This window comes from Alkalispirochaeta americana (assembly GCF_900156105.1).
GTDB classification, from domain to species: Bacteria; Spirochaetota; Spirochaetia; order DSM-27196; family Alkalispirochaetaceae; genus Alkalispirochaeta; species Alkalispirochaeta americana.
In genome coordinates this window covers 25,614-51,831 of sequence record NZ_FTMS01000016.1, presented here as the reverse complement: position 1 = coordinate 51,831, position 26,218 = coordinate 25,614, and the positions used below count along the sequence as shown (strand labels likewise).

General features: G+C 59.1%; 19 protein-coding genes and 1 riboswitch. Of the genes, 4 read left to right on the top strand and 15 right to left on the bottom strand.

Annotated features, from left to right (window positions below):
- Nucleotides 1-104 precede the first annotated feature (104 nt).
- The 6 genes from BW950_RS11915 to ptsP all read right to left on the bottom strand — a co-directional run bounded on the left by BW950_RS11915 (nt 105) and on the right by ptsP (nt 10,539).
- A complete protein-coding gene (locus BW950_RS11915; RefSeq protein WP_076489527.1) occupies nt 105-1,748 on the bottom strand; it encodes a TonB-dependent receptor in 1,644 nt (547 codons plus the stop codon).
- The gene (locus tag BW950_RS11910; RefSeq protein ID WP_076489526.1) at nt 1,745-4,621 is read right to left on the bottom strand and encodes a tetratricopeptide repeat protein; all 2,877 of its coding nucleotides are present in this window, start codon (nt 4,619-4,621) and stop codon (nt 1,745-1,747) included. Before BW950_RS11910 ends, BW950_RS11915 begins: the two co-directional genes overlap by 4 nt.
- Nucleotides 4,622-4,653: 32 nt before the next feature.
- Nucleotides 4,654-5,997, bottom strand: coding sequence for a DUF8515 domain-containing protein (locus BW950_RS11905; protein ID WP_499697563.1), 1,344 nt, complete (start codon nt 5,995-5,997; stop codon nt 4,654-4,656).
- Between the two features lie 5 nt (nt 5,998-6,002).
- Entirely contained in the window at nt 6,003-7,241 is a 1,239-nt protein-coding gene (locus BW950_RS11900; protein WP_076489524.1) for a MerR family transcriptional regulator, read from the bottom strand.
- Nucleotides 7,242-7,244: 3 nt separating this feature from the next.
- Nucleotides 7,245-8,648: a ribosome biogenesis GTPase Der gene (gene der, locus BW950_RS11895; protein ID WP_076489523.1), complete on the bottom strand. Its 1,404-nt coding sequence runs from the start codon at nt 8,646-8,648 to the stop codon at nt 7,245-7,247.
- Nucleotides 8,649-8,802: 154 nt separating this feature from the next.
- Nucleotides 8,803-10,539: a phosphoenolpyruvate--protein phosphotransferase gene (gene ptsP / locus BW950_RS11890; protein ID WP_076489522.1), complete on the bottom strand. Its 1,737-nt coding sequence runs from the start codon at nt 10,537-10,539 to the stop codon at nt 8,803-8,805.
- An 87-nt stretch (nt 10,540-10,626) separates the two neighbouring features.
- Between ptsP and BW950_RS11885 the strand changes: the two genes are divergently transcribed.
- A complete protein-coding gene (locus BW950_RS11885) occupies nt 10,627-11,472 on the top strand; it encodes a GerMN domain-containing protein (RefSeq protein WP_076489521.1) in 846 nt (281 codons plus the stop codon).
- Here BW950_RS11885 and BW950_RS11880 read toward each other — a convergent pair.
- The 6 genes from BW950_RS11880 to BW950_RS11855 form a co-directional block, all read right to left on the bottom strand.
- On the bottom strand, nt 11,430-12,224 hold the full coding sequence (locus BW950_RS11880; protein ID WP_076489520.1) for a TlyA family RNA methyltransferase: 795 nt from the start codon (nt 12,222-12,224) through the stop codon (nt 11,430-11,432). The two genes, BW950_RS11885 and BW950_RS11880, sit on opposite strands and share 43 nt — an antisense overlap.
- Before the next feature lie 11 nt (nt 12,225-12,235).
- Nucleotides 12,236-13,018: a TIGR00282 family metallophosphoesterase gene (locus BW950_RS11875; protein WP_076489519.1), complete on the bottom strand. Its 783-nt coding sequence runs from the start codon at nt 13,016-13,018 to the stop codon at nt 12,236-12,238.
- Between the two features lies 1 nt (nt 13,019).
- Nucleotides 13,020-14,549 (bottom strand): ribonuclease Y, encoded by a 1,530-nt coding sequence (gene rny / locus BW950_RS11870; protein WP_076489518.1) that lies wholly within the window; start codon nt 14,547-14,549, stop codon nt 13,020-13,022.
- A gap of 147 nt (nt 14,550-14,696) precedes the next feature.
- The gene (locus BW950_RS11865; protein WP_143559231.1) at nt 14,697-15,332 is read right to left on the bottom strand and encodes a DUF8519 domain-containing protein; all 636 of its coding nucleotides are present in this window, start codon (nt 15,330-15,332) and stop codon (nt 14,697-14,699) included.
- Nucleotides 15,333-15,341: 9 nt separating this feature from the next.
- Nucleotides 15,342-15,935, bottom strand: coding sequence for a Gx transporter family protein (locus BW950_RS11860; RefSeq protein ID WP_083943986.1), 594 nt, complete (start codon nt 15,933-15,935; stop codon nt 15,342-15,344).
- A 153-nt stretch (nt 15,936-16,088) separates the two neighbouring features.
- Nucleotides 16,089-16,922: an alpha/beta hydrolase gene (locus tag BW950_RS11855; protein WP_076489516.1), complete on the bottom strand. Its 834-nt coding sequence runs from the start codon at nt 16,920-16,922 to the stop codon at nt 16,089-16,091.
- Nucleotides 16,923-17,116: 194 nt separating this feature from the next.
- On the opposite strand from BW950_RS11855, the gene BW950_RS11850 reads away from it, so the two are divergent.
- The gene (locus tag BW950_RS11850; protein ID WP_200796829.1) at nt 17,117-18,166 is read left to right on the top strand and encodes a serine hydrolase domain-containing protein; all 1,050 of its coding nucleotides are present in this window, start codon (nt 17,117-17,119) and stop codon (nt 18,164-18,166) included.
- Between the two features lie 181 nt (nt 18,167-18,347).
- On the opposite strand, the gene BW950_RS11845 is transcribed toward BW950_RS11850, so the two are convergent.
- Nucleotides 18,348-20,057 carry a ribonucleoside-diphosphate reductase subunit alpha gene (locus tag BW950_RS11845; protein WP_268760106.1) on the bottom strand — a complete coding sequence of 570 codons (1,710 nt, stop codon included), beginning with the start codon at nt 20,055-20,057 and terminating at the stop codon, nt 18,348-18,350.
- A gap of 103 nt (nt 20,058-20,160) precedes the next feature.
- The gene (locus tag BW950_RS11840) at nt 20,161-21,471 is read right to left on the bottom strand and encodes a ribonucleotide-diphosphate reductase subunit beta (protein ID WP_076489514.1); all 1,311 of its coding nucleotides are present in this window, start codon (nt 21,469-21,471) and stop codon (nt 20,161-20,163) included.
- 151 nt (nt 21,472-21,622) lie between these two features.
- Nucleotides 21,623-21,701, bottom strand: a riboswitch (adenosylcobalamin-variant (AdoCbl-variant) riboswitch).
- Nucleotides 21,702-22,000: 299 nt separating this feature from the next.
- On the opposite strand from BW950_RS11840, the gene BW950_RS11835 reads away from it, so the two are divergent.
- Complete coding sequence (locus BW950_RS11835; RefSeq protein WP_200796828.1) at nt 22,001-23,248, top strand: amidase family protein; 1,248 nt, start codon at nt 22,001-22,003, stop codon at nt 23,246-23,248.
- 131 nt (nt 23,249-23,379) lie between these two features.
- Nucleotides 23,380-24,744: a magnesium transporter gene (gene mgtE, locus BW950_RS11830; RefSeq protein ID WP_076489513.1), complete on the top strand. Its 1,365-nt coding sequence runs from the start codon at nt 23,380-23,382 to the stop codon at nt 24,742-24,744.
- Nucleotides 24,745-24,830: 86 nt separating this feature from the next.
- On the opposite strand, the gene BW950_RS11825 is transcribed toward mgtE, so the two are convergent.
- Complete coding sequence (locus BW950_RS11825) at nt 24,831-26,042, bottom strand: sensor histidine kinase (protein ID WP_076489512.1); 1,212 nt, start codon at nt 26,040-26,042, stop codon at nt 24,831-24,833.
- Between the last annotated feature and the right edge of the window lie 176 nt (nt 26,043-26,218).

Below are 26,218 nucleotides of genomic sequence, written 5' to 3'. Positions count from 1 at the left end.
AAATTCGCGATAGCACGTCGGGGTGCCCACGATACGACCCATCTCCATCTGCGGGCAGGGCCGCTCCGGAGAGGACAGGTCCTCAAAGAAAAAAACCGGGACCACTAAAAACTTACCCGAACCGAGGCGCCAGCTTCAAAGCCCGGCTCGATAAAGGGATCTGCCCCCGAAGGCTTGATCCCCCGTCGGGTTCGCCCCTCTGTCTCGAAGGGGGCCAGCAGGTCGGACACAAAGACCCGGAGTTCCACATCCCGGGCCAGGCCATACCGAACCCCCGCTCCCAAAAGAGGAACCTTCATCTCTCCCTTTTCGAGAGGGATATCCATTTCCAGATCAGCAACCAGGCCACCCCGATCCCCCCGGAGAGAGAAGTTCAAACTTTGCTCGGCCACGCCGGTGTCCCGGTCTTCCCAGCGACCCGTCCACCCCATCTCGGCCAGGAGCCAATCCCGGGGCGAGACAGAAAGCCCAACCTTCGTCTCAAGGTGTTCAAACTCATCGATTCTCAAGGGATACACCGCCCGGTCATCCCGGTAGGCCTCGGAAATGAGCCGATCCTGGTGAAGAAACCAGCCAAATCCTGCGTTAGCCTGAAGGAAACCGGGACGAAGATTCAGGGAAAGCTCTCCCTCGGCAAAGAAAACTTCATCCAGAGGAGGATGTTCTGTGGCATCTTCGGGGATTTCCACAACGGGGTACTCCTCCCAGAGGTCGACGTAGGATTGCTCCAGCACCCGGTAGCCTCCTCCACCCCGCAGGGTCCAGCGGTCTCCGTGATTGTACTGAAACCCTGCCTCGACGGGGAAATAGGGCTTGTCGTCAAAGCGGTACCGCACGGCTCCCCTGCCCGTAAGGGACAGCCCCTCCAGGGGGATTCCCTCTATCCGCAGAGATGACCCCACCAACGATGCGGGATCAAGGCCGGCACCGGTGGAAAAATGCCCGCTGTAGTCAAGATCAGCCTCTACGGTCAGCCTCGGCAACTCCATAGTTCCTGAGAGAACAGGAGCAACCCGATAGAACTGCTCTCGCTCGGAGTCACCCGTGGAATCCATGGCCGTCAGGACGCGACTGAAATCATCCACCTCCAGAGCAACTGAGGAGGTTGTCCGGTGATCCCAAAGATATTGCACTTCGGCACGGCCCTGAATGGCCCTTGTCTCGGCCGAGTAATACACAGGCTGTTGCTGAAGTCCAAAGCGGTGATCGCCGTACTCCATCTCCACCTCGAGGCTGATCTTCTCCTGCCGATCTATTCGCAACCACGCTTCGATCAGGTTTTCCTGAAGGAAAAATCCGCTCCCCACTTCCTCGAAGTTGAAGCCGTCGCTTGAGCGGTGGTTGTAGCCCAGACGGAACTGAGGCCCCTCACCAAGGCGAAAGACGTTGATACTTCCCAAAACCGAGTGTATCGAACCGGCTCCGAGGGTGGCGTTAAAAAAGAGCTGCTCCTCCGGAACCGCCACGGCCTCTCCCACAGCTTCGCGGGGGATCGAGGGAACGGGAAGTGCCGCCGCCAGGGCGTCAGCGGGACGGTAGTCCGGATCCAGAAGTTCCTCCACCAGAGGCAGGGTCTCCAGGGCAGGCAGCCCTCCCAGGGCAACCTCTACAGGAGCAACTTCGACGGCTGTTCGCTCGGGGCTGAGATCGATTATCTCCTCCGCTTCCAGGCCCAGGCCCACTCCACCGGTTACTACCAGGAGGGCTGTTATCAGGAGAAAGCAGGCTGTGTTGCGTACCATCTTCATCGGTTCTGCTCCATCAGGCTCTTGGCGCGATCCGCCCAGACCGATCCGCTGAATCGATCGAGCAGCTTCTCCAGGGCCTCCTCCATGGCGGCCCGTTCACCTTCATCGCGCGCCAGCACCGCCACCTCGTAGAGGCTCTGGGCTGCCCGCTCGCTGGAAACCCCGGGGATCCCCGCCGCACGAAGGTATTGCTCCAGGGCAGCCCTGGTTTCTCCCCGGCGACGGTAATACTCCGCCAGGAGAATCGCCGCCTGAGCTCCTTCATCAGTGTCAACACGGGCTCCCTCAAGGAGATATTCTACAATGCGGTTTCGCTGGCTGGTAAGAACAATTTGCTCGCGAATCGCAATCGTTCCAAGCTCGAGAACCGCCCGGAACCAGGCATCGCTGCCGGGAGGCGGCGGGTCGCCCGTGGCGGGTTCCAGAAGAACCCAGAGTTCTGCCTCGCGAGCGCTCAGACCGTCAAGCTCCAGCCGGATTCTGCGACGGTTTCCCTCTGCCTCGGGAGCCCGGTCGTGGTCGGGATGGGCAGCAACAAAGCGGTCGTAGAGTTCCAGAGCCTGGCGTCGCTGCCCCCGTTCCTCGTAGATGCCCGCCGTCTCCACCAGAGCCCGGGGAGTAAAGGCGCTACGGGGGTAATCCCGTGCCAGGGGCTCCCACCACAGGAGGGCCCGAGCCGGCTCCCCCATTTCCAGAGAGATCGCCCCTGCCCAGTAGAGGGCACGGTCCCGATCGGGCCCGTCGGGGTACCGAGCCTGGTATTGACGGAACCGTTCCCGGGCCTCACTGAGGGTCCCCTCGGTGTAAAGAACCTGGCCTGCCTCAAGAAGAGCGCCTTTCCCTGCAGGGGTATCACCCAGGCGGGCGTGAAGCTGATCAAACTCGGCAACTGCCTCCAGGGGCTGGCCCACCAGAGCCAGAGCGGAACCATACTGGCTCCACAAAGCAGCCCGTTGCACCGGATCTGTAGCAAGCCCCGGAAGGGCCTGGTAATGACTGAGGGCATCATCGTAGGCGCCTTTTTCCAGATATACCGAGGCCAGAAGCTGGCGAACCTGAATTTCCCGTTCCCGGGGGGGATTCGCTGCCAGAAGCCGCAGAAGCTGGAGAGAACTTTCCCGGTGGCGCCCTCTCTGGGAGAGAATCCACCCGTAGAGGTAGCCTCCGTCGAAGAAAAGTTCCCGGGGAAGGTCCTCTATCACCGAGGCGATCGCCCCTTCGGCCTGGGGGACTTGGCCCGCCCGATAAAGGGACCAGGCAAAATGATAGGACCGAAGCGGTTCGTAGCTTTCAAGGGTAACACGCTCAAAGAGCTCCGCTGCCCGCTCGTAGCGACGGCCATGAAACGCGGCAAGCCCCTCCAGATACCACAGATCCTGCTGCTGCGCCGGCGAGACCTGGGCCGTGTCGATACGTTGAAGCTCCTGGGAGGCAGCAGAAAACTGGGAGGCCCCTACCAGAGCCCGGATTAGTTCGATTCGGGCGTCCCCATCCCGGGGATGCTCTCCCAGGTACTCCCGGAAGGAACGCACCGCCTCGGCGGGATGGCCCAGATCCAGTTGCAGACGCCCCCGCAGACGCATCAATGCCGGCAGTTCCCGCACCAGGGGCTGGCTTGAGCTCCGATCGAGAATGGTCAGGGCCCGGGAGGTGTCTCCCGCCCGATAGAGGGCGTAGGTCCAGGCGTAGAGGGGCCGTGCCTGGGTCTGTCGTTCCGGAACTTCTTCCATCACCCGAACTGCTTCCCGGGGGTTTTCCCGGGCTATCAGCAATCGCGCCAATACCAGCTTTCGCTGGAGTTGCGCTTGATCTTTCCCATGTTCCCCTTGCAGGGACTCCCTCAGGATTTCCAGAGCTTCGTCGGGCCGTCCCTGCCGTTCGATGGCTCGAGCCAGCAAAAACGGAACTTCGCCGGAAACGGCCTGTTCGGTTCGCAGATCCCAGACACGGTAGAGATGGAGCTCGGCCAACTCGTAGCGGCCTGCAGCTACCGCTTCGGAACCCAGGAAAAACCAGAAGTCGCTCATCCGTTGCGGTTGCGCGGCCAGACGCTGTTCGGCACGCCGAAAGATGGCCTGCATTTCCCCGCGATCACCCTCTTCCCGGGCAATCGCGTAGAGTCGCTGAAACCCCCACTGTGCAGCATCGAGAGAGTGGGAGACCAGGGCTGTGTAGAGTTCCCGGGCAAGATCCCCTTTCCCTGCCGAAAAAGCGGCGTCGGCAGCAAAGCGAAGACGCTGCTCCTGATACCCGTCATCGTCACTCAACTGCCCTCGATAGGATTCCCAGAGGGCCAGGATTTCTTCATTCTGCTCAAATCGGGTAAGGAGCTCCATCAGAACCGCTATGGCAAACCCCTGTTCCCGTCCCTGCAAATCCTTCAGGGCTGCGGTGATATCGTCTCTGGCCCGGGCGGGATCATCCTGTTCTGCCAGGGAGAGGCCCCGATAAAGCCGGGCACGAGCGATCTGACGGGGATCATCGGGGCGATCCTCCAGATAGCGGGTGAAGGCCCGGATTGCCTCGGCATAATCCTCCAGCTGAAAGTGGGTCAGACCGATCCAGAAACGAATTTGCCTGGCCACAGGACCACCAGGCGCACGCAAGGCGGCCCCCTGAAATCGATCCAGCGCCAGCTCGTAGTTAAAAAGGTTATAGTGACTTTGGCCTATGCGAAAATGGGCCCGTGGAGAAAATTCCGATCCCGGATGATCCGAGAGGAGCCGCTCGTACCGTTCGATCGCCAGGGAATAGTTCCCTGCAGCGAAACGCCGTTCCGCCTCCTCAAAAATATCCCGGCCCCCGGCGTGAACCGTCGGGACCGCCAATAACACCATCACCGCCCCGAGCGACAAGAGAAGTCTTCGATACATACGTGCGAGTCTATCCCAGCAGTGGATGAGATTCAATCGGGAATCGCGCGACCTCCGGGTTCCAGGACCGAAAGATCGGGAACCGCCTGGTCCACGCCAGGAGGAGAAAAGGACGATCCTGCCTGAATTCGGACCAAATGAACAAATTCACCCCCGTAGCGACGGTTCAGGGACTCAAGATCTGTCTCGATTCCTCGCTCCATCACAGCCAGGCGGAATCTCCCGGACAGATCGAACCAGGGGAAAAAAACTGCCACATGGGCGTGCTGCCGCAGTACCGGAGCATCTCCAAAACTACGACTCACACTCCCCAGGTAGATGTGGCCCGGTTCCCGCAGGGCCAACCAGTAGAGAACCCGTTCCAGCTGATCCAGAGGGAAACCCAGATTTTCCCGATATTCTCCCAAGGCAGGGTTTCGTACATCCCATTGGCGGGGGTCATCCCGGGAGGGGTCCTTTGTCCGGAAATCGCGCAGTCCGTGATACTGAAGGGCAAGATTCCGCGTCCAATCAAGCCCGAAATAGGGATCCCTGCTCTCTTCCAGACGGGAACTCCAGGACGTGCCCCTCAGATCCCGATGGCGCTCTCTGAGGGGCGCCAGAGGGAGGCCTTCCCCCCGGAGGGGAAGGAGAAAGCCATCCACCACCCACTTGGCAAAGCCGGAGCAGTTGAAGCCGCCGCCATCTTCCTGGGGAAGCTCCGTAGCGATATATACCATTTCACCGGCGGCGTTCATTCCTCCATCGTCGGCATCTCCCAAGAGGGGCAGAACCGGACGAATCCGGGTGACTGCGTCCATAACGCGTCTGTAACCCTGGTGATCCCGACGAACATCAAGGAGGCTCCAATCGACAATTCCGGCAGTGCTTTCCTGGAGAGTTCGCAGAGGAGCCGTGAGAAGGCGTCGCATTGAAAGGGGAACCGGCACCCCTCGGTAGAAGGGAATGCCCGCAAGGTCCATCTCCAGAACAGCCCCGGCTCCCCGGGGAACGATGCGAAGGAAGGACCCCTCATGGTGCTGCAGAAATATCTTGGCCTGCTCAAAAGCCCCGTCCTCAAGACGTCGACGGATGATCCAGGTTCCCGGCGCAGCCAGGGTGATCCCCCCCTCCTGATCGGGATGAGCAAAGACATAATAGATTCTCCCCCCCTGGTGGTAGGTCCGAAACAGGACAATATCACCCGAGCGTTGCCTCAAGGCCTCCCGACGGGTCTCCGGGGACGGGCGGTGCAGAGATGTCATGAAGGAAAGCATTTCCCGTCGGGCATGATCGGTCTCGGGCAACACCGTGAGTGCCGCCAGAGCGGGAGCCAGACAGAGGAAAAGCCCCCATCCAGCCCCGAGGCGCAACGCCCGTACCCGCACATCCCTCATCACCCTCAACGCACCTCCCCGGGAAAACCGGAAAAGGGAGCCTCTCCCCAGACCAGGCGCACCTGCTCCAGCCAGGATGACCCCCGCCACACCCCGGGGTGCCGACCGGCAGATACCAGCACAGCCGCCCCTTCGAGCGCCGACAGATCCCGCAACCACAGCCGGAACGAGGAAAACTCTCCCGGCAGGGGGCCTTTCTTCGGGGGCCGACGGACCCACCGACCGCAGCGCAAGGTTTTTTCCAGATGAGGCCTCCAGGCCTCAAGATGGATCGCTGCAGATTCTGTTAGCCGATAGCCCGAGGGAGCAGCCCGGACCCCCAGGACCACGCCGCAGGAGGTCTCCCTCGCCCGGGGAGAGAGCGTATCCTGCGGTATCGAATGGGGTGAATCGGCTGCCCAAATATGAATTGTCTCCCGCTCCCACCGCCGCAACGCCAGGTCCAGGTCCCGAGAGGAGGCTACCGCCAGAAGAACCGCCAGGGTGGGCGCACAACAGACCCGCTGGCGATAGCGCAGGGGAGGAACCGGCAACAGAAAGGTTTCTTCAGGAAAAAACTGTCGGTAAAGCTCCTGGCATCCCCAGGGAACAGCTACGACCAGAGGAACCGGGTCCTCCTGCCGGGATTCCTGGCTCAAACGATACCTCACCAGGGCCGCCAAAGCTCGAGCGACAGCCTCGGGGGCACCCCTGGCGAAGAGATGACTGTAGACGAGCCGAACTCCTTCCCGTTCAGGGATGGCCGGGGACACCACAGGGAGAGGGGGATAGCCCCCTCCACTCTTTTCGTCATCGGGAAGAGGCAGCACCCCTTGAGCAATCAACTGCTCCAGGGATACTCCGACCCGGGAAGGATCTCCCGGATTGGCCCCCTCAAGGGCAGGAGGGCGAAGCCCCTCGCCGGGACCGGAAGAGTTGCGCAGACGAAGGAGCGTTGCCGCGAGTGCATCACGAACTCCCTCGAGCCCGGCCTTGACTTGGGCGGAATCGCCCGCAGCCTCCCGCAGGAGCGCGTCGCCCGCAGCCGTCACTGCCACGCCCCGCTCTACCACCAGGTGGCGGACACGAAGAAGCATTCGGAGTTGCCCTGCCGTCCAGACCCGGTGTCCCCCTTCATCACGACCGGAGCGGATCAGGGGGAGCATCTGCTCCCAGTAGCGCAACACATGGGGCTTCACCCGCACCAAGGGCATCACGTCCTGCAAGGTGTAGCCCTCTTTGTCGAGCAGGCCAGAGACTCCCACGGTTCACTCCCTCAATTCGACAAAAAATGGAATATGCCGAAATCCAAAATCCTGACGTATCTGGTTTTGAATATAACGCAGATAAAACTCGGGAAACAGTTTTTTCCGGTTCGTGAAAAGCACAAACCGCACGGGGTTTGCGTGAACCTGAGTCATGTAGCGAATCTTGATGGGCCGCTTGCCCGAGGGAGGAGGAGTCTGCTCGAGCCATCGTTTCAGGGCCTGGTTGAGCGGTCCCGTATCGATCCGGCGATGGAGCTCTCCCCTGACATGCAGGAGCATATCCAGCATCTTGCCGACCCCCTCCCCGGTAATGGTGGAAGTGGGAAGGATCGGCACGTGACGAAAGACAGGAAAGAGAAAATGAATCCGGTCGGTCAGGGCGTTCAGGGCGTTTTCACGGTCCTCCATGAGATCCCATTTGTTCAGGATTACCACTACTCCGCGACCCCGTTCTGCCACCCGGGCGGCGATCTTTTTGTCCTGCTCGCTCAAGCCCTTCACGGCATCGATCACAAGAACCACCAGCTCTGCATCGTCTATGGCCGCGAGCGCACGTTGAACCGCATAGTACTCCACGGACTCCCGGACCCGGGATTTGCGGCGAATACCTGCAGTATCCACCACATTGAATTCCGTTCCCTTGTAGGAAAACCGGGATTCCACGGTGTCCCGGGTTGTTCCTGCGATATCCGAAACCAGAGCCCGTTCCTCGCCCACCAGGCGATTCAGGAGACTCGATTTCCCCGTGTTGGGCTGACCAAGAATGGCCAACCGGACCGGCCGGGTCAGAGGGTCTTCGCGGGGATGGTCCCCGTCTTCTCCTGCGAGGGAGTCCTCATCATCGGTATCGGCGCTACTGTGGTCAGGATCGTTTGCCTGCTCTCGGGCCTCGGAGGATTCCTCCGGGGCATCAGGGTCTACGCCCAGAACCTCCAGGACAGCGTCTTCAAGATCGTCCATGCCCAGGCCGTGGGCAGCCGAGATAGAGACAACCCGCTCCAGACCGAAGCGCCAGAACTCGGATACATCCTGAACTCGCTGCTCGTTATCGACCTTGTTCACCACCAGGATCACGGGACGGTCGCACCGGCGAACGTACTCGATCAATTCCTCGTCTTCGCCGGTCAGATCAGTTACATCGACCAAAAGGAGCACCAGGTCGGCCCGGCGGATCTCGTTGCGGCTTATCGAGCAGACTGCCTGCTCAAGCTGGGCCTCGCCCTCGCCGATTCCTCCGGTGTCAATGACCTCCAGGGTCAGATCCCCCAGGGAGACGGTGCCCGAGATCGCGTCCCGGGTGACACCGGGCATACTGTCGGTAATCGCTGACCGCTTTCCATACAGGCGATTAAAAAGGGTCGATTTTCCCACGTTGGGCCGACCCGCTATACATATTCTGTGCATTATCCTGTCCGTTTCTGTGTGTTCCGGTTCTGCTTGCCCGGGTTTGTTTCTCCGGGTTTGTTTCTCCGGGTTCTTTGTTCCCCTGCCCTGCGTCCATGGTACTATCTATCTACCAATGCTTCTACTGTACTACTACTGTAGTACTACCACTGTACTAAAAGAGGGCAAACCGCTCCTGCATGTACGTTCGAACTTCCCGATCGATCTCGGCGGAGCTGCGCATTTCCATGACGTTCCCGGCCAGTTCCTCAGCCTCGGCCATGGAAACGGACCGGATGATCCGCTTTACCTCGGGGATTCCGGCAGAACTCATGCTGAACTCGTCCAGGCCCAACCCCAGCAGAACCATCGAGGCCACGGGATCGCCCGCCATCTCACCGCACATGGCTACAGAGATACCCTCGGCATGGGCACTGTCGATCACGATTTTGATGAGCCGAAGAACCCCGGGATGAAAAGGTTCATAGAGGTACGCCACGCGTTCGTTTCCACGGTCAACCGCCACGGTGTACTGGATAAGATCGTTGGTGCCGATCGAGAAGAAATCCACCTTCTTGGCCAGGATGTCCGTGGTCAGCGCTGCCGAGGGCACCTCGATCATGATCCCCACGGGGATATCCTCGTTGAAGGGAATCTCCTGATCCCGCAGCTCCTGCCGCACTTCATCAAGGATCTCCATAGCCCGGGTGAGCTCCATGACCCCCGAGATCATGGGGAACATGATCCGCAACTGCCCGTGAACACTGGCCCGCAGGAGCGCTCGAAGCTGGGTCCGGAAGACTTCAACCTCGCTCAGGCAGACCCTGATTGCCCGCCACCCCAGAATGGGATTTTTTTCATCCCTGGCACGGATCTGCTCCGACACCTTGTCGCCGCCCACATCGAGGGTCCGAATGGTGACAGGTTTTCCCGCCATGGCCTCCAGAACGCGGTAGTAGGCCCGGTATTGCTGCTCTTCCGAAGGGAGTTGGGCCGTTCCCAGGAAAAGAAACTCCGAGCGGTATAACCCGATCCCGTCGGCGCCGTGGTTTCCCACGCCCTCGACCTCCTCGGGAACCTCGATGTTTCCTTTCAGGGAGATCAGCTTGCCATCGGTCGTCTCTGCCGGAAGGGCATTGAGCCGCATGAGCTGTACTTCGTGCTCCTGCCACTCGCCCTGGAGGCGGGCGTAGCGCTGGAGAGTCGCCGCATCGGGATCAACGATTACCACCCCGTGGTTTCCGTCGACAATGATTTTTTCTCCTCCCGAAAGGGTCCGGGAGATCGTCTCCAGTCCCAATACTGCGGGAATCTCGAAACTGCGCGCAAGAATAGCTGTGTGGGATGTCTTCCCCCCGGCATCCATGGCGATCGCCTGGACCATACGCTTGTTCATGGCGACGGCATCGGAGGGCATCAGATCATGGGTTACCAGCACTACCTCTTCGTCGAGATCGGCCAGTTCGGGCCGACTTCGGTCAAGAAGATGATTAAGAATCCGCTTTGCCACGTCAAGGATGTCGGAGGTGCGCTCCCGCAGGTAGGCATCACCGGCGGTGCTGAGCTTGTTCATCATTTCCTTGACGGTCCGTGAAAGAATCCACTCAATGTTCAGGAGCTCCTGCTCCATGCGGTGCTTCAGGGAATCCAGGAAAGAGGGATCCCGGAGCATCAAGAGGTGCGAATCGAGAATTGTCCGCTCGTCTCCCTCGAGATCATCACCGTTTTCTGACTGTATCGCCTCTATGTCCGAACCGGCCCGGGCAACAGCTTCTTCCAGGCGGGTCCGTTCCGTCTCCAGTTGCTCCTCACTAATCCGATAGCGGGGAATGCGAGGAATGTCGTCACGATAGACATAGACTGTGCCGATCGCGATCCCCGGGGATGCAGCGATACCATTGAGTTCTGTCATTAATTGGTACTATAGTTTGTTCCACGATTTACTGTCAAACAGGATTTCCAGTCAAACCCGAGGGAAAGAACGCCGAGAATAAGAGCTATGGCACGATCACGAGGTTCCAACCGCCCCCATCTGGGAGTCATCTTCTGGATTGCGGCGATTTTATTTATATCAATACTGCTGATGTTCAAGCTTCCCTCGATTCGCGAGGTCCTGGAAAACACAGGGTTTGTGGAGGTCGTCTTTGAGAACGGTCCGTCCCGGGAGCCTTCCGATGGCGAGAGATCTCGCCGCGACGAGGCGGTCCGTGAAGAGGCTCCTCTCCGGGATACCACCGATCCTTCCGCACTGCAGGACCTTCTTGTGCCGGGATCTCCTTCTCCATCCGGGGAGGAGGATGCTCCCGTAGCAGAAGCCCCCCGCGACAAGGCAACAGACAAGGCAACAGAAGACGCGCCGCAGCAGGTCCTGGAGGTATCACCGCCGCCCCAACCCACGGAAGAGGAGCGGCCCGTCAGGACAAGCCAGAGCCGGGTCTATTTTATTCGGGTCACCGACGACGGACGAATCAGGGCCGAAGCAGTTTCGCGATCGGGACCGGCCACCAGGAGCCCCCTCACCAAAGCGCTGGAGACCCTTATCAGCGGTCCCACCGCCGAAGATCTCGACAAGGGCCTTCTGACGCTCCTTCCCGAAGGAACACGGCTTCTCTCGGCTCGTGTGGAGGGAGGAGTAGCCTACCTGAGTTTTAACGAGGCCTTCCGCTTTAATTCACTGGGAGTGGAGGGGCATCTGGCACAACTTCAGCAGGTGGTTCTCACGGCCACCACGTTTTCCACCGTCGAGGCTGTACAGATTCTTATTGAGGGCCAGCAGATGGATTACCTCAGCGGTGATGGTGTCTATATCGGAAGGCCCCTGAGACCGGGAGATTTTCGCGGGTAATCCCGCTCAACCCGCCCTACCAGGAGCAATTCTTCGCGGTTTCCCTGTCTTCCAGGAAGGGGGCTGGCGAGGCGGCGCAGCACGCACACTCCTTCTTCACGCTCCAGAGAGACGATCACCTGGGAAACCACTTGATCGCGAAGCGCCCCGCACAGCACTCCCGACCGGGTATCGGCAGGATCCCTGCGACCCCAGCGAACCTCGGCGGCCGCTTCGAACTGGGGTTTGAGCAATGCCACGGCCCACCCTTCCAGAGTAAGATCAAGAAGATGACCCAGAACGCCCCGAAGGCTTCGAAAGGAAAGGTCGCACACTGCAGCGTGGGGCCGGGGAGACAGAACCTGGAGGTCACGGATGTTAGTTCGCTCATAAACCTGAACGCGGGGGTCGCTCCGGAGGCGGTAATCCAGCTGGTTGTATCCCACATCCACGGCATGAACCAGGGAGGCCCCCTGCTGAAGGAGACAGTCCGTGAACCCTCCGGTACTGGCCCCGGCGTCGACCCAGCGCCGACCCGAGGGGACTATGCCCCAGGCGGAGAGAGCAGCTTCCAGTTTTTCGCCACCCCGTGAGACGAAACGGGCTCGGGTGATGAGGAAGGAATCATCCCGCCCCACCGGTTCACGGGGATTTGTTATCTTCTGATCACCCCGGCGAACCTCCCCGCACATAATGCAACGGTAGAGATAATCCCGGGATTCAGAGGGGTATTGGCGGCACAGAGCGTCCAGGAGGGAGATTCGTCGCGCCACGGCGGGCCTCGCTACACCAGGGAGCGGAACTGGACCCGCTCGACCGAGACAGCCTTGAGGCCCCCTTTTTCTGTTTCCACGCAGAGCCCGTGAATGACCGCTGTTCCCTGGGCAACCTCGTTACGCAGAGGCAACTGTGTCAGCGCCCGCCGGGTACTCACGGCGGGGTTAAAACCGATCACGCTCTGCTCGGCCAGGCAGGCTCCCACATCGGTGATGTAGGCTGTTCCCCCGGGGAGAAGCCGCTCATCGGCGGTCTGAATGTGCGTATGGGTACCGTAGATCACAGAAGCATCACCATCGACAAAGCGGCCGAAGGCTTCCTTCTCACTGGTGGTTTCTGCGTGAAAATCCACGATGAGGGCGTCCAGGTTGTTTCCCAGGGTTTTGCGAATCTCCCGGAACCGCCGGAACGGACAGTCAATGGCAGGCATCCGGTCGCGGCCCTGAAGGTTCACCACGGCCACCCGGCCCTGACGCCCCTCACTCACGAAGACGCCGCTTCCGGGAGCACCCTTGGGGTAGTTGTCAGGCCGAAGGACCTCGGGACGGTTTTCCAGAAGCTGGGCCACCCCGGGATCGTGCCAGACGTGGTTTCCCGTGGTTATCGCCTGAGCCCCGGCCCGGAAGAGCTGATCGGCCAGCTCCTGATTAATTCCGAAGCCATCAGCGGCGTTCTCCCCGTTGACCACAACAAAATCTGCCCGATAGCGGCGGGTGAGGCTCTTGAGAGCACTCACCACGGCCCGCATACCGGGCTGACCAATGATATCACCGAGAATCAATATTCTCATATCAACGAGCGTATTCCACGATCCGGGTTTCACGGATCATGGTAACCTTGATCCGCCCCGGGTACCGAAGCTGATCCTCGATCTGCCTGGCGATCTTCTTGGCGATCTCCCGAGCCTCCTGATCGCTTACCTTCTCATGGTTCACCATGATCCGAAGTTCCCGTCCCGCCTGAATTGCGAAGGATTTATCCACCCCCTCAAAACCGTCGGCGATCTCTTCCAGGTTCTCAAGACGCTTGATGTAGTTGTCCAGGGTCTCTCGACGAGCCCCCGGCCGGGAAGCCGATATGGCGTCGGCGACCTGAACAATCACCGATTCAATGCAATTGTGCGGTACATCGCCGTGGTGCGCAGCTATGGCGTTAATCACCCGGGGATCTTCTCCCAGGCGTTTTGCCAGCTCCACCCCCAGCTCCACGTGGTTGCTGTCACCGTCGGTTTCGATCCCTTTACCGATATCGTGAAGCGCGCCACCCCGGCGGGCTATCTCTACATCGGCACCAACCTCGGCAGCAAGAGAGCCCGCCAGAACGGCCACCTCTTTGCTGTGGGCAAGAACATTCTGGCCATAACTGGTCCGGAAGGCCAGACGGCCCAGACCTCGCACACCCTCGGGCTTGAGGTGGTGGATATTCAGCTCGTAGAGAACTTTTTCCCCCTCCTCGTAAATCGCCTGGGTCATGTCGGCCGTAACCTTCTGCACCACCTCCTCGATCCGCGTGGGATGGATGCGCCCGTCAGAAACGAGCCGCTCCAGGGATCGCTTGGCGATCTCCTTCCGGATGGGATCAAAACAGGAGACAACCACCGCCTCGGGCGTATCATCGATGATGATATCAACGCCTGTGAGGGTCTCCAGGGTGCGAATATTTCGCCCTTCCCGGCCGATGATCCGGCCCTTCATCTCGTCGTTCGGCAGGCTCACCGAAGAAACCGTTACCTCGGTGTTTACCTCGCTGGCGAGGCGCTGCACCGTGGAAATAAGGATTTCCCGGGCCTGGCGATCAGCACTGAGGATCGCCTCTTGCTCAATCTTGTGGGCGATTCCCTGGGCATCATGGCGCACCTCGTCCTCGAGGGAGGAGAGAATCAGCTTGCGCGCCTCCTCCTGGGTGAGACCCGAGACACGCTCCATTTCGTTACGCCAATGAATTTCCTGTTCCATGAGCGTCTTATCACGCTCGTCCAACTTCCTCTCGCGGTTTGCCAGCTCCTGCTGGGATCTCTCCACAGCCGAAGCCTTTTCATCCAGGTTTTCTTCCTTCTGAAGAAGCCGCCGTTCTACACGTTGCAGCTCGCTCCGTCGTTCGCGAATTTCCCGTTCCTGTTCATTCCGCTCTCGCTGAAGGTCATCTCGTGTTTCTAGTATCAGCTCTGTCTTCCGAGCTTCCGCGTCCTTTACCGCGTCTTTTCTTAATCGCTCGGCTCTCTGTTCTGCCGACGAGAGCTGAAACCTGGCGTAAAGCCAGCGGATAGTCCAACCTAGAATCCCACCTGCAAGAGGAAGGGCTAACATCAACAAAAGCCGCATAACCTTCCTCCCCAATCACAATGGTAATAGGGCAAATTATAGCGCCTGTACGGGTCGTGTCAAGTTTACAGGTGAATCCCGGTGAATCCCGGGTTCGGAGGAGGCTCTTTCTGATGTCACCCGAGAGAGCCGGCAGCGGAGAAGGGCCTACCGAAATCGGCCCAGAAGCAGCCCCCATTGCGCGGCTACAATACAGAAGACCACCACATGCCCCGGAATCGAAGAGCGCCGGGCAGTACCTTTGCGTGCCCCTGTGTCAGCAGGCACCTCTCCCCGGGAGAGCAACTCCTGATACACCCCGAGCAGAAGCTCGTCCCCCGAAGCAAGAAGCCGCCGGGGCTCCATCTGGCCACGCCGCTCCATGATCTGCTCGAAGGACCAGAAAATTTTCCCCGCCAAAGCCCCGGCGCGGCCGGGCAAACGCAGATCTGCCCGTACCGAGGCCAGAGAGATGAAGACAAGCCCCACCACCGTCAGCGCTTTGAAGAGGCCGACCTCCAGCCCCCCCCGGGTAATCCGGAACGTCCCGAATGTTGCAAGAACCCTGCCCGAAGGGATCAGGAGATGAAAGAGGGTTATCGTGGCGATGATTGTGAGAAAATAGACCCATTGAAGCCGCTTGCCGGCTCTGCGGGCACACCAGCCAAAAAAGAGGACCTGCACAAACCTCACCAGCAGATCTTCCTGGAGCAGGTAGGCCGGCAAAAGCGCCATTCCCCCGGAAAACAGGAGCCCTGCCGATATGTTCCGAAGCATCCAGGGATGCTGATGTCGCAAACTCACAAGCCCTCCTCAGGCGACTGTCCGGTAATCGGCGGTGACCCGGGCGACCCAGCGGGAGCGACCCTGGAGATATTCCGCCAGAACTCCCACAAAAACCCCCGAGATTATCCCCAGGATAAGAAACGGAGGGGCCATCACCCAGGACTGGGAACCAAAAATAAAGAGCACCGAGAGACTCACCTGGACCACATTACTGGCAAGCGCGCCGGCAGTGCTCACCCCTACCAGACTGACCTGGTTCCTTCCCGCATGAACAACGCCGATCATGACAGCCACGCTGGCCAGGGTCCCCGCCAGCGAGAAGAGGAAGACGTAGCTGGCCAGGGTCCCGTTGATCAACCCCTGCCCCAGGACCTTGGCCAGAGCAAGCGCAAAGAGATGGCGGGGACGAAAAACCCGGATCATCACCAGCAGCGGAATATTTGCAAGACCGATGCGGAAAAAGGGGACCGGTTTGGGAATCAGATATTCCAGGGTGGAGCAGAAGATCGCCACCGCCGCCAGAAGCGCCAGGAGATCCGTGAGCGAGGGGACGGGAGCGGCACGGCTGGAATCACGAGGTTCCTTCCGGCCCTTGTCCGGGAGATCGTTCTGGCTGCTCATGTAATCTGTGGCCTCCCGGGGCTGATACACAGAGCAACCCCCACTCCGGCTTGTTTCTTCGTTGCCTCTCTCTGGCCAGACGAGGCTTTTTCCGAAGGGCAATTTTTGCGCGATTTCCCGGGATTGGCAAGGCCCCACGCACTCCGCAAGGCCTTACGGAGCAACCGGCGGCAGGAGACGATCCAGAAATTTCCCGATTTCCCGGGAATAGCGGGGCTCGCTCTCGCGGGAGCCCGTATTATGCCCGCCCTGGATCGTCAGAAGTTGTCGGGGCCCCCGGGCTGCGGCATAGACCGCTTCGCCGTGAGAAAAGGGGACGATCTCATCGTGAAGGCTGTGGATGACCAGGACCGGAGCCTCGATCTTTGCGGCGTAACGCTCGGTGGGATAGTTGTAGCGGACCAGAAAACCCAGGGGGAGCCAGGGATAGAGGCTTCGTGCCAGAGCCGGTACCGACCGGAAGGGTGACTCCAGAATGACAGCAGCGCAGGAGACCTGGCGGGCCAGCTCGGCGGCCACGGCAGAACCCAGGGATCGGCCGAAGATCACAATCTGCTCTGGCGAAACGCCTCTGGAGCTGGTCAACCAGTGGTAGGCGGCCCGGGCATCCCGCGCGGTCCCCTCTTCGGAGGGAGTTCCCTGGCTGCGTCCGTAGCCGCGATAGTCGATGATAAAAACCGAGAGCCCCAGATCGTGGAACTGCCTGATCGAAAAGAGTCGGTGAGAAATATTACCTGCGTTACCATGAAAAAAGAGCACCGCCCCCCGGGGATACTCTGCGGGAACCCACCAGCCGTCGAGGAGTACCCCGTCATCGGTTTCCAGCTGGACCGATTCCCAGACGAGACCAAGATCGTCGGGAGTTCCTACCCATTCCCTGCCCATGTGGGGCTGATAGAGGATGCGGGACTGACACCCCGCCAGAAACAGCGCCGAGAGAAGGCCGAAGGCGGCGATCCCCCCCAGCAGTACCAGAATGTGTCTCATGGCCCCTCCCTGGGATCCTTCACGTCGGGGAAAGCCCCTCCCGGTGAGGTATAATCCATGGTACCATCGTTTCGCAATACTAGGGGGCCCGTCCACGGGAGGCTGCGCCACGCACGAAAGCGATCCCGATACCCGGAGATACCTCCGGTGGCCCAGGACCTGCGGATAGCCTGAAAAATACAAGGAGCCTGCCCATGATCACCCAGCCTGCCATGAATACTGAATCTGCCGAGACTCTGGTGGAGTCTTTTCTTGGCCGTTCGCCCAGACCGGCCATGGACGTCCGGGTCCAGCTCCAGGACCAGTCCTGGAGCTGGCAACAGGGCCACTCCGAAAGCTCGCCATCCCGGGTCTTCGAGATAGGTTCCGTGGGCAAGATGTTCACAACCACCCTGCTGGCTCTTCTGGTGCAAGACAGGCAGGTGAGTCTCTCCGACCCGGTTGAGCGGTTTTACCCGTCCCTGCCCTGGTCTGCCGGGGTAACGCTGGAAGAGCTTGCTACTCATACCTCGGGATTGCCGGGGAATCCCTTCGGGCAGTGGCAGCTGATGCGGCGGGGTCGTCAACTGGCTGAGGAGTTTCAGCCCCAGGATCTTTTTTCCTTTCTCCAGGCTCTGGAGCCTCCCCTGAAGGGGGCCGGGAAGGTGCGCTATTCGAACCTGGGGATGGCCGTGCTGGGCCATATTCTGGCCATGGTCTGCGGAAAACCCTACGGGGAGGCTGTGAGATCACTGATTCTTGATCCTCTGGGGATGAACGACACCCGCCTGGATCCCGAGGACTACAGCGCCGGGCGCCTGATGAAAGGCCACAATGCACGGGGCGAGGAGATGCCTCCCTTTGCATGGGCCGGCATGGAGGCTGCCGGCCTGTGGCGCTCCACCGGTGATGACATGATGATCTTTTTGAGCGCCCAGAGAGGGGTGCTCGGCGAACCCTGGGCATCCCTGGCAGAGGAGACTACCCGGGCCAGGGCAAAGATCGGACGAAACGCCAGAATTGGTCTGGGATGGTTTTTGAGCGACCACAAACAGTGGGGGCCGGTGGCCTGGCACGGCGGCGGCACTTTTGGCCAGCATTGCGTGGTGGCCTGGCCGCTGGATCGCTCGGCGGCGGTGACGGTCCTGACTAACCGCATGCCTCCCTGGTGGCATCACGCCATTCCGGGGCGGCAGATCGAGCGGCTGCCCTACCGGCTGGTGAAGGCGCTGTGCCGGCCCCAGGGGGAGTCTCCCCGGGATTGACGCTCCGGGCGTGAGTGATTGGAGGGGAGCCGCAGGCTGCCCCGGGCGGAGAGACTCCGCCCGGGGCCGAAGCGATAGCGGAGCCCCGCAAAGCACGACCCGAGCAGAGCGAGGGGCACGCTCACTCCCGTTCCTGACGATCGGCCTGGTCCGAGAGGACCTCATGCCATTGGGCGCGGGCTCAGGCCTCACAGGCGGTTTCGCAGAGTTTGTTCCGGCTGAAGGTTTGGGCGGCGTTGGTTGAGTGCTGGTAATAAAGACTTTTTATTCCCAGTTTCCAGGCTGTTATGTAGAGGTGGTTGATCTCCCGCGCTGACATCAGGGGGTTCACCATAAGGTTCAGGGACTGGCTCTGGTCAATGAAGTGCTGCCGTGCTGCTGCCTGATCGATGATTTCCAGGGGGTTGATCTCGCTGAAGGTTTTAAAGACCCGTTTTTCCTGGTCTGAGAGGATCTCCAGGTGTTGCACCGAGCCGTCGTGGTCGCGGATGGTATTCCATACTTCCCGGGTGTCCAGGCCTTTTTCATGGAGGATCTTTTTCAGGGCGGGGTTGTGGATGGTGACTTTCATTTTATCGATGTCCTTGACGTAGCAGTTTGACCAGATTGGCTCGATGCTCTGGGAGACCTGGCCCAGGATGAAAGCCGACGAGGTGGTGGGGGCCACGGCGTTGAGGGTGGTGTTTCGGCGTCCGTAGCCTTTCAGGAGTTCCGGCTCCCCATATTCCCTGGCCAGGTCTTCCGAGGCTTTGAGAGAGCGCTCCCGGATGACTCTGAAGATCTCCAGGTTTATCTGCCGGGCTTCCTTGCTTTCGAGGGGGATCATCCGGGATTGAAGGTAGGAGTGCCACCCCAGGACGCCCAGTCCCAGGGCCCGATTCTGGCGAGCGAAGGCGTGAGTCCGCTTCATGTAGTGAAACGCTTCCCTGTCATGCCGGTTCGGGGAGTCGCGCAGGGCTTCAAGTTTGACGATAAAATCAGTCATGACGGCGTCCAGAAAAAAGATCAAGGTTTCCACGGCGTCGGTTTCTTTCCACTGATCGTAGTGGAGAAGGTTCATCGATGAGAGGTCGCACACGAAGGACCAATCGTCGTTATCGGGCAGGGCTATCTCGGAGCAGAGGTTGCTGTGGGTTATCCTGAGCCCCTTGTCCTTGTAGACATCCACCGTATTGCGGTTCACCGTATCGGTAAAGACGATGTAGGGATAACCGATTTCAACCCGTCGCTGGATTACTTTTGCCCAAAGAGCCCGTTTTTCCTGATCGCCCCCGACCATGGACTGCATCCAGCTGTCGGAAACGGTAACGCCGTGAGTCAGGTTCTGGATGAGGTTTCCTTCGGTCCCGATTTCCAGGAACTCGCCGATATCGGGATGTTCGATTGGGAGGTAGGGAGCGAAGTGTCCCCGCCGGGTTGACCCCTGGCTGACCACATTGACGATTGTTTCGAAGAGCTGCATGAAGTGGACGGCTCCCGAGGATTCCCCGTTCATTCTGATGGGGGCACCCCGGTGGCGCAGGTCGCCGAAGTATCCCGAGGTTCCGCCGCCAAATTTGCTCATCATTCCTGCCTCGGCCTGGGCGTAGAGAATGCTGCTCATGCTGTCCGAAAGATGCCCCCCGAAACAGCTGATGGGCAGGCCCTTTTCTGTTCCGAAGTTTGACCAGATTGGCGAAGAAAGGGAATAATAGCCCCGGGCCATGTAGTCCGTGAACTTTTCGGCGAAATCAGTTTTTTTCAGGATCTTTTCGGCCTGGAGGGCGATGGACCGGATGCGCTCTTCGGGGTCGACTCCTTCGGTCAGGTATCCTTTGGCCAGAAAGGCCCGGCTGTACTGGTTTAACCATTCCATAGCGTTTTCCTTTTCCCTGTGGGGGGGATTGGGCAGGGGTTCCTGCCTATCGTGGGTAGATTTCCTCGTCGCGGGAGATCCTTCCGGAGATCCTTCCGGAGATCCTTCCGGAGTAGAGAGAATCCGGGACAGAACCGTTCTAGAATAAATCGTCGCCGGTTATGCTCCTGGATCGTTTGTTGTAGTTGATCGATCGTTTAACAAAGAAATCACCATGTTTGGTGGTGATCACTTCGTCATCGAACCAGTCCGTTTCCTGCAGCATCAACTGATCCACCTCCAGAAGAGGTTTCTCTCCGATGCTCTTCAAAGATTTATTGAAACGATTTTTCACGAATTCCCTGATCAGGGCCTTGGGAAGAAAGTCGAGTTCACCCTCCTCGAAAAACCAGTCGATGATTTCCGATTCGGCGCACCAGGCCTCCTGGCAGAGGGTCGCAATGGTCCGGGACATCTCCTGGTCAAACCACTGGGGTTGTTCCTGGCGTATAATTCGTATCAGATCTATTCCAAAGAGGCCGTGGATCTGCTCTTCTTTGGAGGTAGCCTCGATAACGTTGGAGATTCCCTTGAAGAGGTTCCTGTATTTGTTGAAGGACATAATGATGAGGAACTGCGAGAAGAGCGATACGTGCTCGATAAAGAGGCTGAAGAGCAGAATCGAGAGTGTATAGTCCCGGGGCTCGCCGCCTTGGGCGATCAGATTGGTTTTTTCCAGGTATCGGATCCGCCCGAGAATGCAAGGAATTTGATGAATTGTCTCGAATTCCTGGTTCAGCCCCAATAGTTCCAGGAGGTGCGCGTAGGCGTCGTGGTGCCGCACCTCGCTTTCGGCAAAGGTATACCCCACGGAGCCGATCTCCGGCTTGGGAAGTTTTTTGTAGATATCTCCCCAGAACGTTTTTACCGAGACTTCAATTTGGGCTATGGCGAGCATCACTTTGCGAATAACGTCGCGCTCACAATCCGTCACGTGAACCTTGAAGTCCTGAATGTCCGAGGTGTAATTGAACTCCGTATGGATCCAGTAGGAATGGCGGATTGAGTCTACATACCGGGCGAGTTCGGGGTACTCCCAGGGCTTCAGGCTCAGACGGCGGCGGAAGATGTTTCGCTGCCGCTGGCGAGCGTGATCCTGGCGGTACAGGATGTAGGCCTTGGCAGTGCGGGTGTGGGCCGATTCCAGCAGGATTTCCTCTACCAGATCCTGGATCTCCTCAACTTCCGGTCCGGGAGTTGCGGCTTTCTCCGGGGTTGCTTCCGATGCTGGCTTTTCCCGGGTGCGAAGGAGGTTCAGGGTTTTCTCTGTGAGTTCTATCGCCTGGGCGGTGTCAAACTCGCCGGTGTGTCGGCCGGCCTTGAGCAGGGCCTCGGTGATTTTATCGGGATCAAAGGGCTCCATTGATCCATCCCGCTTGATGATGTGACCGGGCAGGTCTGAACTGGCCATGATATCCTCCCTGATTTTATGCGAAATGCTCTGGTCGTATAGGGAATTTCCCTTCCGCCGAGGGTTTCCCGAGATATCACACTGCTTTCAAGGAAAATTCAGACGAGGTTGCTGAATGGTGCTTGACGCGAGCAGAGTGAGCCCCGGGGGCAGACGAATCGGGATCGGACTTTAACCGCTGCGCGACAGTACCGGAGTTTCACCGGACTTCACCGATTCGATCACAGCCCAAATGTAACGAACACGATGGCCCGTGTCACTATGCCCGGAGAAAAAACAAGAGTTTTTTTGTAATCTTTTTCGAACGGGTCGGGACCACCCCAGGACGGTCGTGATTCGAAGCGCCACATCCGAGGGTGATCGGGTGTCGGGTCAGGGTGTCGGGTCAAGGTGTCGGGTCAAGGTGTCGGCTTGGCTGGTAGCAGCGATTCTGATACCTTCCCTGGGGACGTCCTGATCTCCTGCGAATCCCCTGAAGGGGAGGATAGACCCTGCAGGACAAGAATCCGCAGAAAAAAGGAGAACACCGATGACACCGATGAAACAATACGATTTCCGAACCTCAGGGGCCTTTGTTGAACACTTTGAGATAGAACCCTACAGGGCTGGAGTGCTGGAGGGATTGTCTTTTGCCGTTAAAGACAACATTGATGTCCGCGATCATGTAACCTCCTACGGAAGCAGACCCTGGTGCGATGGACACCCCCCGGCTTCTTACCATGCTCTTTGCGTGGAGCAACTTTTATCTGCGGGAGCGCGCTGCCTTGGGAAAACCGTGGCCGACGAATTCACGTATAGTCTGGACGGTGAAAGCCACTTCTACGGTACGCCGGTGAACCCCCGTGCACCGGCCAGAATCCCCGGGGGGTCCTCCAGTGGATCGGCGTCGGCAGTCGCCTGTGGGCTTGTGGACTTTGCACTGGGTACAGACTGCGGGGGATCGATTCGGATTCCAGCCAGCCTCTGCGGGGTTTTCGGCATGCGGCCAAGTCTGCACCGCATCTCGGAAGCCGGGGTGCTGCCGTTTGCACCAAGTGTCAGCACTGTTGGTATTCTGTCACAGACCATTGACGTTTTGCACCAGGCAATGGGCGTACTTCTCCGTAGCCAGGAAGCACCACTGCCACGGGTGAACCATGTTTATGTCCTGAAAGAGGCCGTTGCCCTGGCCGATCCTGCGGTTCGACAGGCTTTTTCCGAGTTTACTGCATATTTTCACACGCTTCCCGGTGTTACTGTTATACCTCTTTCGCTGCGTGATATTACCGGCTTGGATATCAACCTGGACGCGTGTAACACCAAAGCCCTGCGGGTGCTTCAGACAGCAGAGATTGCCAACTCCATCGGGGGGTGGATCCTGCAAAACGATCCCGAGAAGGGGCCGAATTTCCAGGCAGGATTTCGCAATGTCGAGGAGTTTGATCGCACCACCATGAATGACGCCCTGAACCTGAGCGAAGCACTCTTCTCGCGAATTGCCTCCTTTACCCAAGCAGGCGATATTTTTTGCTATCCCACAGCGCCCGTGGAAGCACCGGAAAAAGGGACCCTCACCGGCGACAATCTTCCTGCGGTAATAGACTTTTACGACCGCACCATGGCAGTTACTGCATTTGCGGGTGTGGGCCGGTTACCCGAGATCACCCTCCCCGTGGCCCAAATCAACGGAGTACCTCTCGGTTTCTCTCTGGCTGCGGGACATTATCAGGATGAGTTTTTGCTACACACCTGTCGGGATATATGTCGGGATATAGCTGTCGGGATATATGGAGGATGATAGAAAAACCGGAAAGCCTTTAGTATAGCCTGTGCAGGAAGATCTTCCTGCAGTTTTTTCGAAGGTGGCGGGGCGGTTTCGGCCTTTCCCCCGCTGTCTGCGCAGGTTTGATAATCAAGGAGGACGTGCTCATGTTACTGGACCTGAATGCCATCGAGATGGTGGTGGAAGAGCTTCGGGACGCTCTGAAAACGGAAGATGCGGCGGCGGTAGCCCGTTGCGCCGGAAAACTCTCGTCACGCCGGACGGCGCGGGAGCTGGCCCAGGCGCCACCAGGCCTGGTCATTACAGTTCTCACGTCGATGGATGCGGTAAAAGCCGGCCGGGTAGCCGGATACCTCCCTCCACCTGGGGGAGCCGATCTTCTCGCTGCGATGGCGCCGACCGAAGCTGCCTCGTTACTGACCACGGTTCCCTCGGATCACGCAAGTAATCTCCTGCAATTAATGCCCCCCCTGGCACGGGAAGCGCTGGTGGCGCACCTTGATCCCGCCATGAGGGAGGAACTGGACACGATATCCCGCTACGCTCCGGAAACGGCCGGGGCCGCAATGACCACGTCTTTCCTGGTGGTTCCCCCCGAGGCCTCCGTGGCTCAAGCCCTGGAGGCGATAGCCTCTGCCCCGCCAGAAATCGAAAAAAGCACGTATGTCTATGTGGTGAGTGAAAAGGGAGCTCTTCTCGGTGTTGCCTCTGTACGGGACCTGGTGCGCGCATCACGGTCAGAGACGGTGAAAAACGTCATGACCAGGAATATGATCGCTGTCCGCATCAACGACTCTGCTGTTGATGCGGCCAAAGTTCTTCGAAATCGCCGCTACGCCATGCTGCCCGTCCTCGACGAACAGGAAAAACTGGCCGGAGTGATTACCCTGGACGATGCTGCTGATATTCTGGCCCGGGAGATAGCCGATCAGTTCAGCAGCATTGGAGGAGACCGGGGCGACGAATCTTTTTTCACACGACCCCTGGGCGCTGTGCGGCGCCGCCTCCCCTGGATGGCAAGCAACGTCCTGCTAAACCTTATCGCTGTAGCTGTTATCACCGGGTTCGAAGATACCATTGCCCAAGTGGCAATTCTTGCAGCTTTCCTGCCGATGATCACCGATATGGGAGGGAACGTGGGGATTCAGTCCCTCTCGGTGGCCATCCGAAGCATCGCCCTTGGAGAGGCCCAGATCCGGGACGTCTCCAGGGCTGTGAAAAAAGAGCTGGTCGTGGGGATATGTAACGGGATCGTCCTGGGTGCATTGTTTGGTGCAATAGCCCTGATTATGCGCGGACAATGGCTTCTGGGACTGGTCGCCGGCACCGCCCTCGGCATAAATGTTGTTGTTGCCGGTATCGTTGGAGGCTCACTTCCGTTTCTGATCAAGCGATTGGGAAAAGACCCGGCCATGATGACAGGCCCACTACTGACGACGATCACCGATGTCACGGGGGTAACAATTTACCTTGGGTTAAGCACCTTGTTCCTGGCGCAACTGGCGGGCTGACCTGCCCGGCGAGCAGGGGCCGGTGACTTCTCATGGCGGCTCCTCATGGCGGCACTTCGTGATCGAGCGCCAGCGGGAAGCCTGCTCTAGTCCTGATCGGAGGCGATCTGCAGAGCTACCTCGATGCGGCTCTCCCCGTTCCGGGAGATGGTAACAGCACCGTCGTGGCGCTCGGCCAGAGCGTGAACCAGGCGCAGTCCGAGGCCGAAGCCTTCTCCGGAGGGAATCTCCTCGGGAATGCACCCTCCGCTGTCACAAACGGCCACCACAATCCGGCCCGGCCCGGTCGAACCGAGATGAACGGCCACATCTACCGGTTTTTTGCTGTTATCGCAACGGCCGTACTTGTAGGCGTTTGTCACAAGTTCGTTCACAATGATACCCAGGGAAACGGCGATGCGCGAAGGTAGCAGGAGAGGTTTCTCGGGAAAGGAGCAGGCGATATTATCCCCCGCATCTCCGTGGGAAGTGGCAATATCGTGAACCAGGTCCCGCAACATGCTCCCCAGTTCGATAACGGCTCTGCCGTTGGAACCCGAGATTCGATCGTAGACGCGCGCCAGAGTGCCCACACGGTTCACTGCCTCTTCCAGAACCTGGCGAACCTCTTTTTGAGGGGCTTCCGAGGCCTGGAGAGAGAGAAAGGATCTGACCAGGGTGAGATCGTTTTTCACCCGATGCTGAACCTCGTTCAACAAAGTATCCCGCAGAGAAAGATCTCTCTCAAGAATGGCGATCCGGGCTCGAAGGGCCTTTTCCCGAGAAGACGCTTCGGGGACACGCCGCAGGGAGGCAAGAAGGAGGGGATGATCGGCCTTCCCCTTGCGGGAAGTATTTCGGGAAGGGGCTTCGCCCCGGGCGATAGAAGCCTGCATCTCCAGGTGCAGAACCTCCCCCGATTCGAGGGGGATTGCGATGCCTCCCCGAACAGCGACGTTCTCATGATCCCCCTGGGCGAACTTCTTTACAAGGGGAAGGAGTATCTCCCGACACTGGGCGAGAGCGGCCTTTTCGGCATGATCCGGCATCCGGGAAACCCCAGGCGTGCCACAGGCTTCGTCTGACACCGGCGAGGGGGCGGAGGGGCCGAAAAAGAGCGAGTTCAGAAACACCTTCAGCTGGCCGGGCGTTACCCCGAGGGAAACAGCTACCAGGGGGCCAAGAGAAAGCGTGTTTCGAGCTATATCAAAAGAAAATAATCCGTCGGACTCACCAGGGAGGGGCTCTGCGGGGGGACACGTACACCCCGGAAGCAACGGTGAAGCGACCGATACCGTTCCGAAGGTTGATTGTGCCATACCCTCCCTGATCGGCATAAGCCTACCACAAGTTGAGGTTTCTGTAAAACCTTTTGTGCACCCGGGGCGCCATGCCGCCACTGCCAGTGACTTCACTGCCATTTCGGTGGGACATGCCCCTCGCCCAATCCTTCGGGTTGACAGAAGAAATACAAAGTATTACTTTTGTCGCGGTA

What these genes read in the sequence shown, in the direction of transcription:
- BW950_RS11915 (WP_076489527.1), bottom strand. Translation starts at nt 1,748, where the DNA reads ATGAAGATGGTACGCAACACAGCCTGCTTTCTCCTGATAACAGCCCTC.
- BW950_RS11910 (WP_076489526.1), bottom strand. Translation starts at nt 4,621, where the DNA reads ATGTATCGAAGACTTCTCTTGTCGCTCGGGGCGGTGATGGTGTTATTG.
- BW950_RS11905 (WP_499697563.1), bottom strand. Translation starts at nt 5,997, where the DNA reads ATGAGGGATGTGCGGGTACGGGCGTTGCGCCTCGGGGCTGGATGGGGG.
- der (WP_076489523.1), bottom strand. Translation starts at nt 8,648, where the DNA reads ATGCACAGAATATGTATAGCGGGTCGGCCCAACGTGGGAAAATCGACC.
- ptsP (WP_076489522.1), bottom strand. Translation starts at nt 10,539, where the DNA reads ATGACAGAACTCAATGGTATCGCTGCATCCCCGGGGATCGCGATCGGC.
- BW950_RS11885 (WP_076489521.1), top strand. Translation starts at nt 10,627, where the DNA reads ATGGCACGATCACGAGGTTCCAACCGCCCCCATCTGGGAGTCATCTTC.
- BW950_RS11875 (WP_076489519.1), bottom strand. Translation starts at nt 13,018, where the DNA reads ATGAGAATATTGATTCTCGGTGATATCATTGGTCAGCCCGGTATGCGG.
- rny (WP_076489518.1), bottom strand. Translation starts at nt 14,549, where the DNA reads ATGCGGCTTTTGTTGATGTTAGCCCTTCCTCTTGCAGGTGGGATTCTA.
- BW950_RS11860 (WP_083943986.1), bottom strand. Translation starts at nt 15,935, where the DNA reads ATGAGCAGCCAGAACGATCTCCCGGACAAGGGCCGGAAGGAACCTCGT.
- BW950_RS11855 (WP_076489516.1), bottom strand. Translation starts at nt 16,922, where the DNA reads ATGAGACACATTCTGGTACTGCTGGGGGGGATCGCCGCCTTCGGCCTT.
- BW950_RS11850 (WP_200796829.1), top strand. Translation starts at nt 17,117, where the DNA reads ATGATCACCCAGCCTGCCATGAATACTGAATCTGCCGAGACTCTGGTG.
- BW950_RS11840 (WP_076489514.1), bottom strand. Translation starts at nt 21,471, where the DNA reads ATGGCCAGTTCAGACCTGCCCGGTCACATCATCAAGCGGGATGGATCA.
- BW950_RS11835 (WP_200796828.1), top strand. Translation starts at nt 22,001, where the DNA reads ATGACACCGATGAAACAATACGATTTCCGAACCTCAGGGGCCTTTGTT.
- mgtE (WP_076489513.1), top strand. Translation starts at nt 23,380, where the DNA reads ATGTTACTGGACCTGAATGCCATCGAGATGGTGGTGGAAGAGCTTCGG.
- BW950_RS11825 (WP_076489512.1), bottom strand. Translation starts at nt 26,042, where the DNA reads ATGGCACAATCAACCTTCGGAACGGTATCGGTCGCTTCACCGTTGCTT.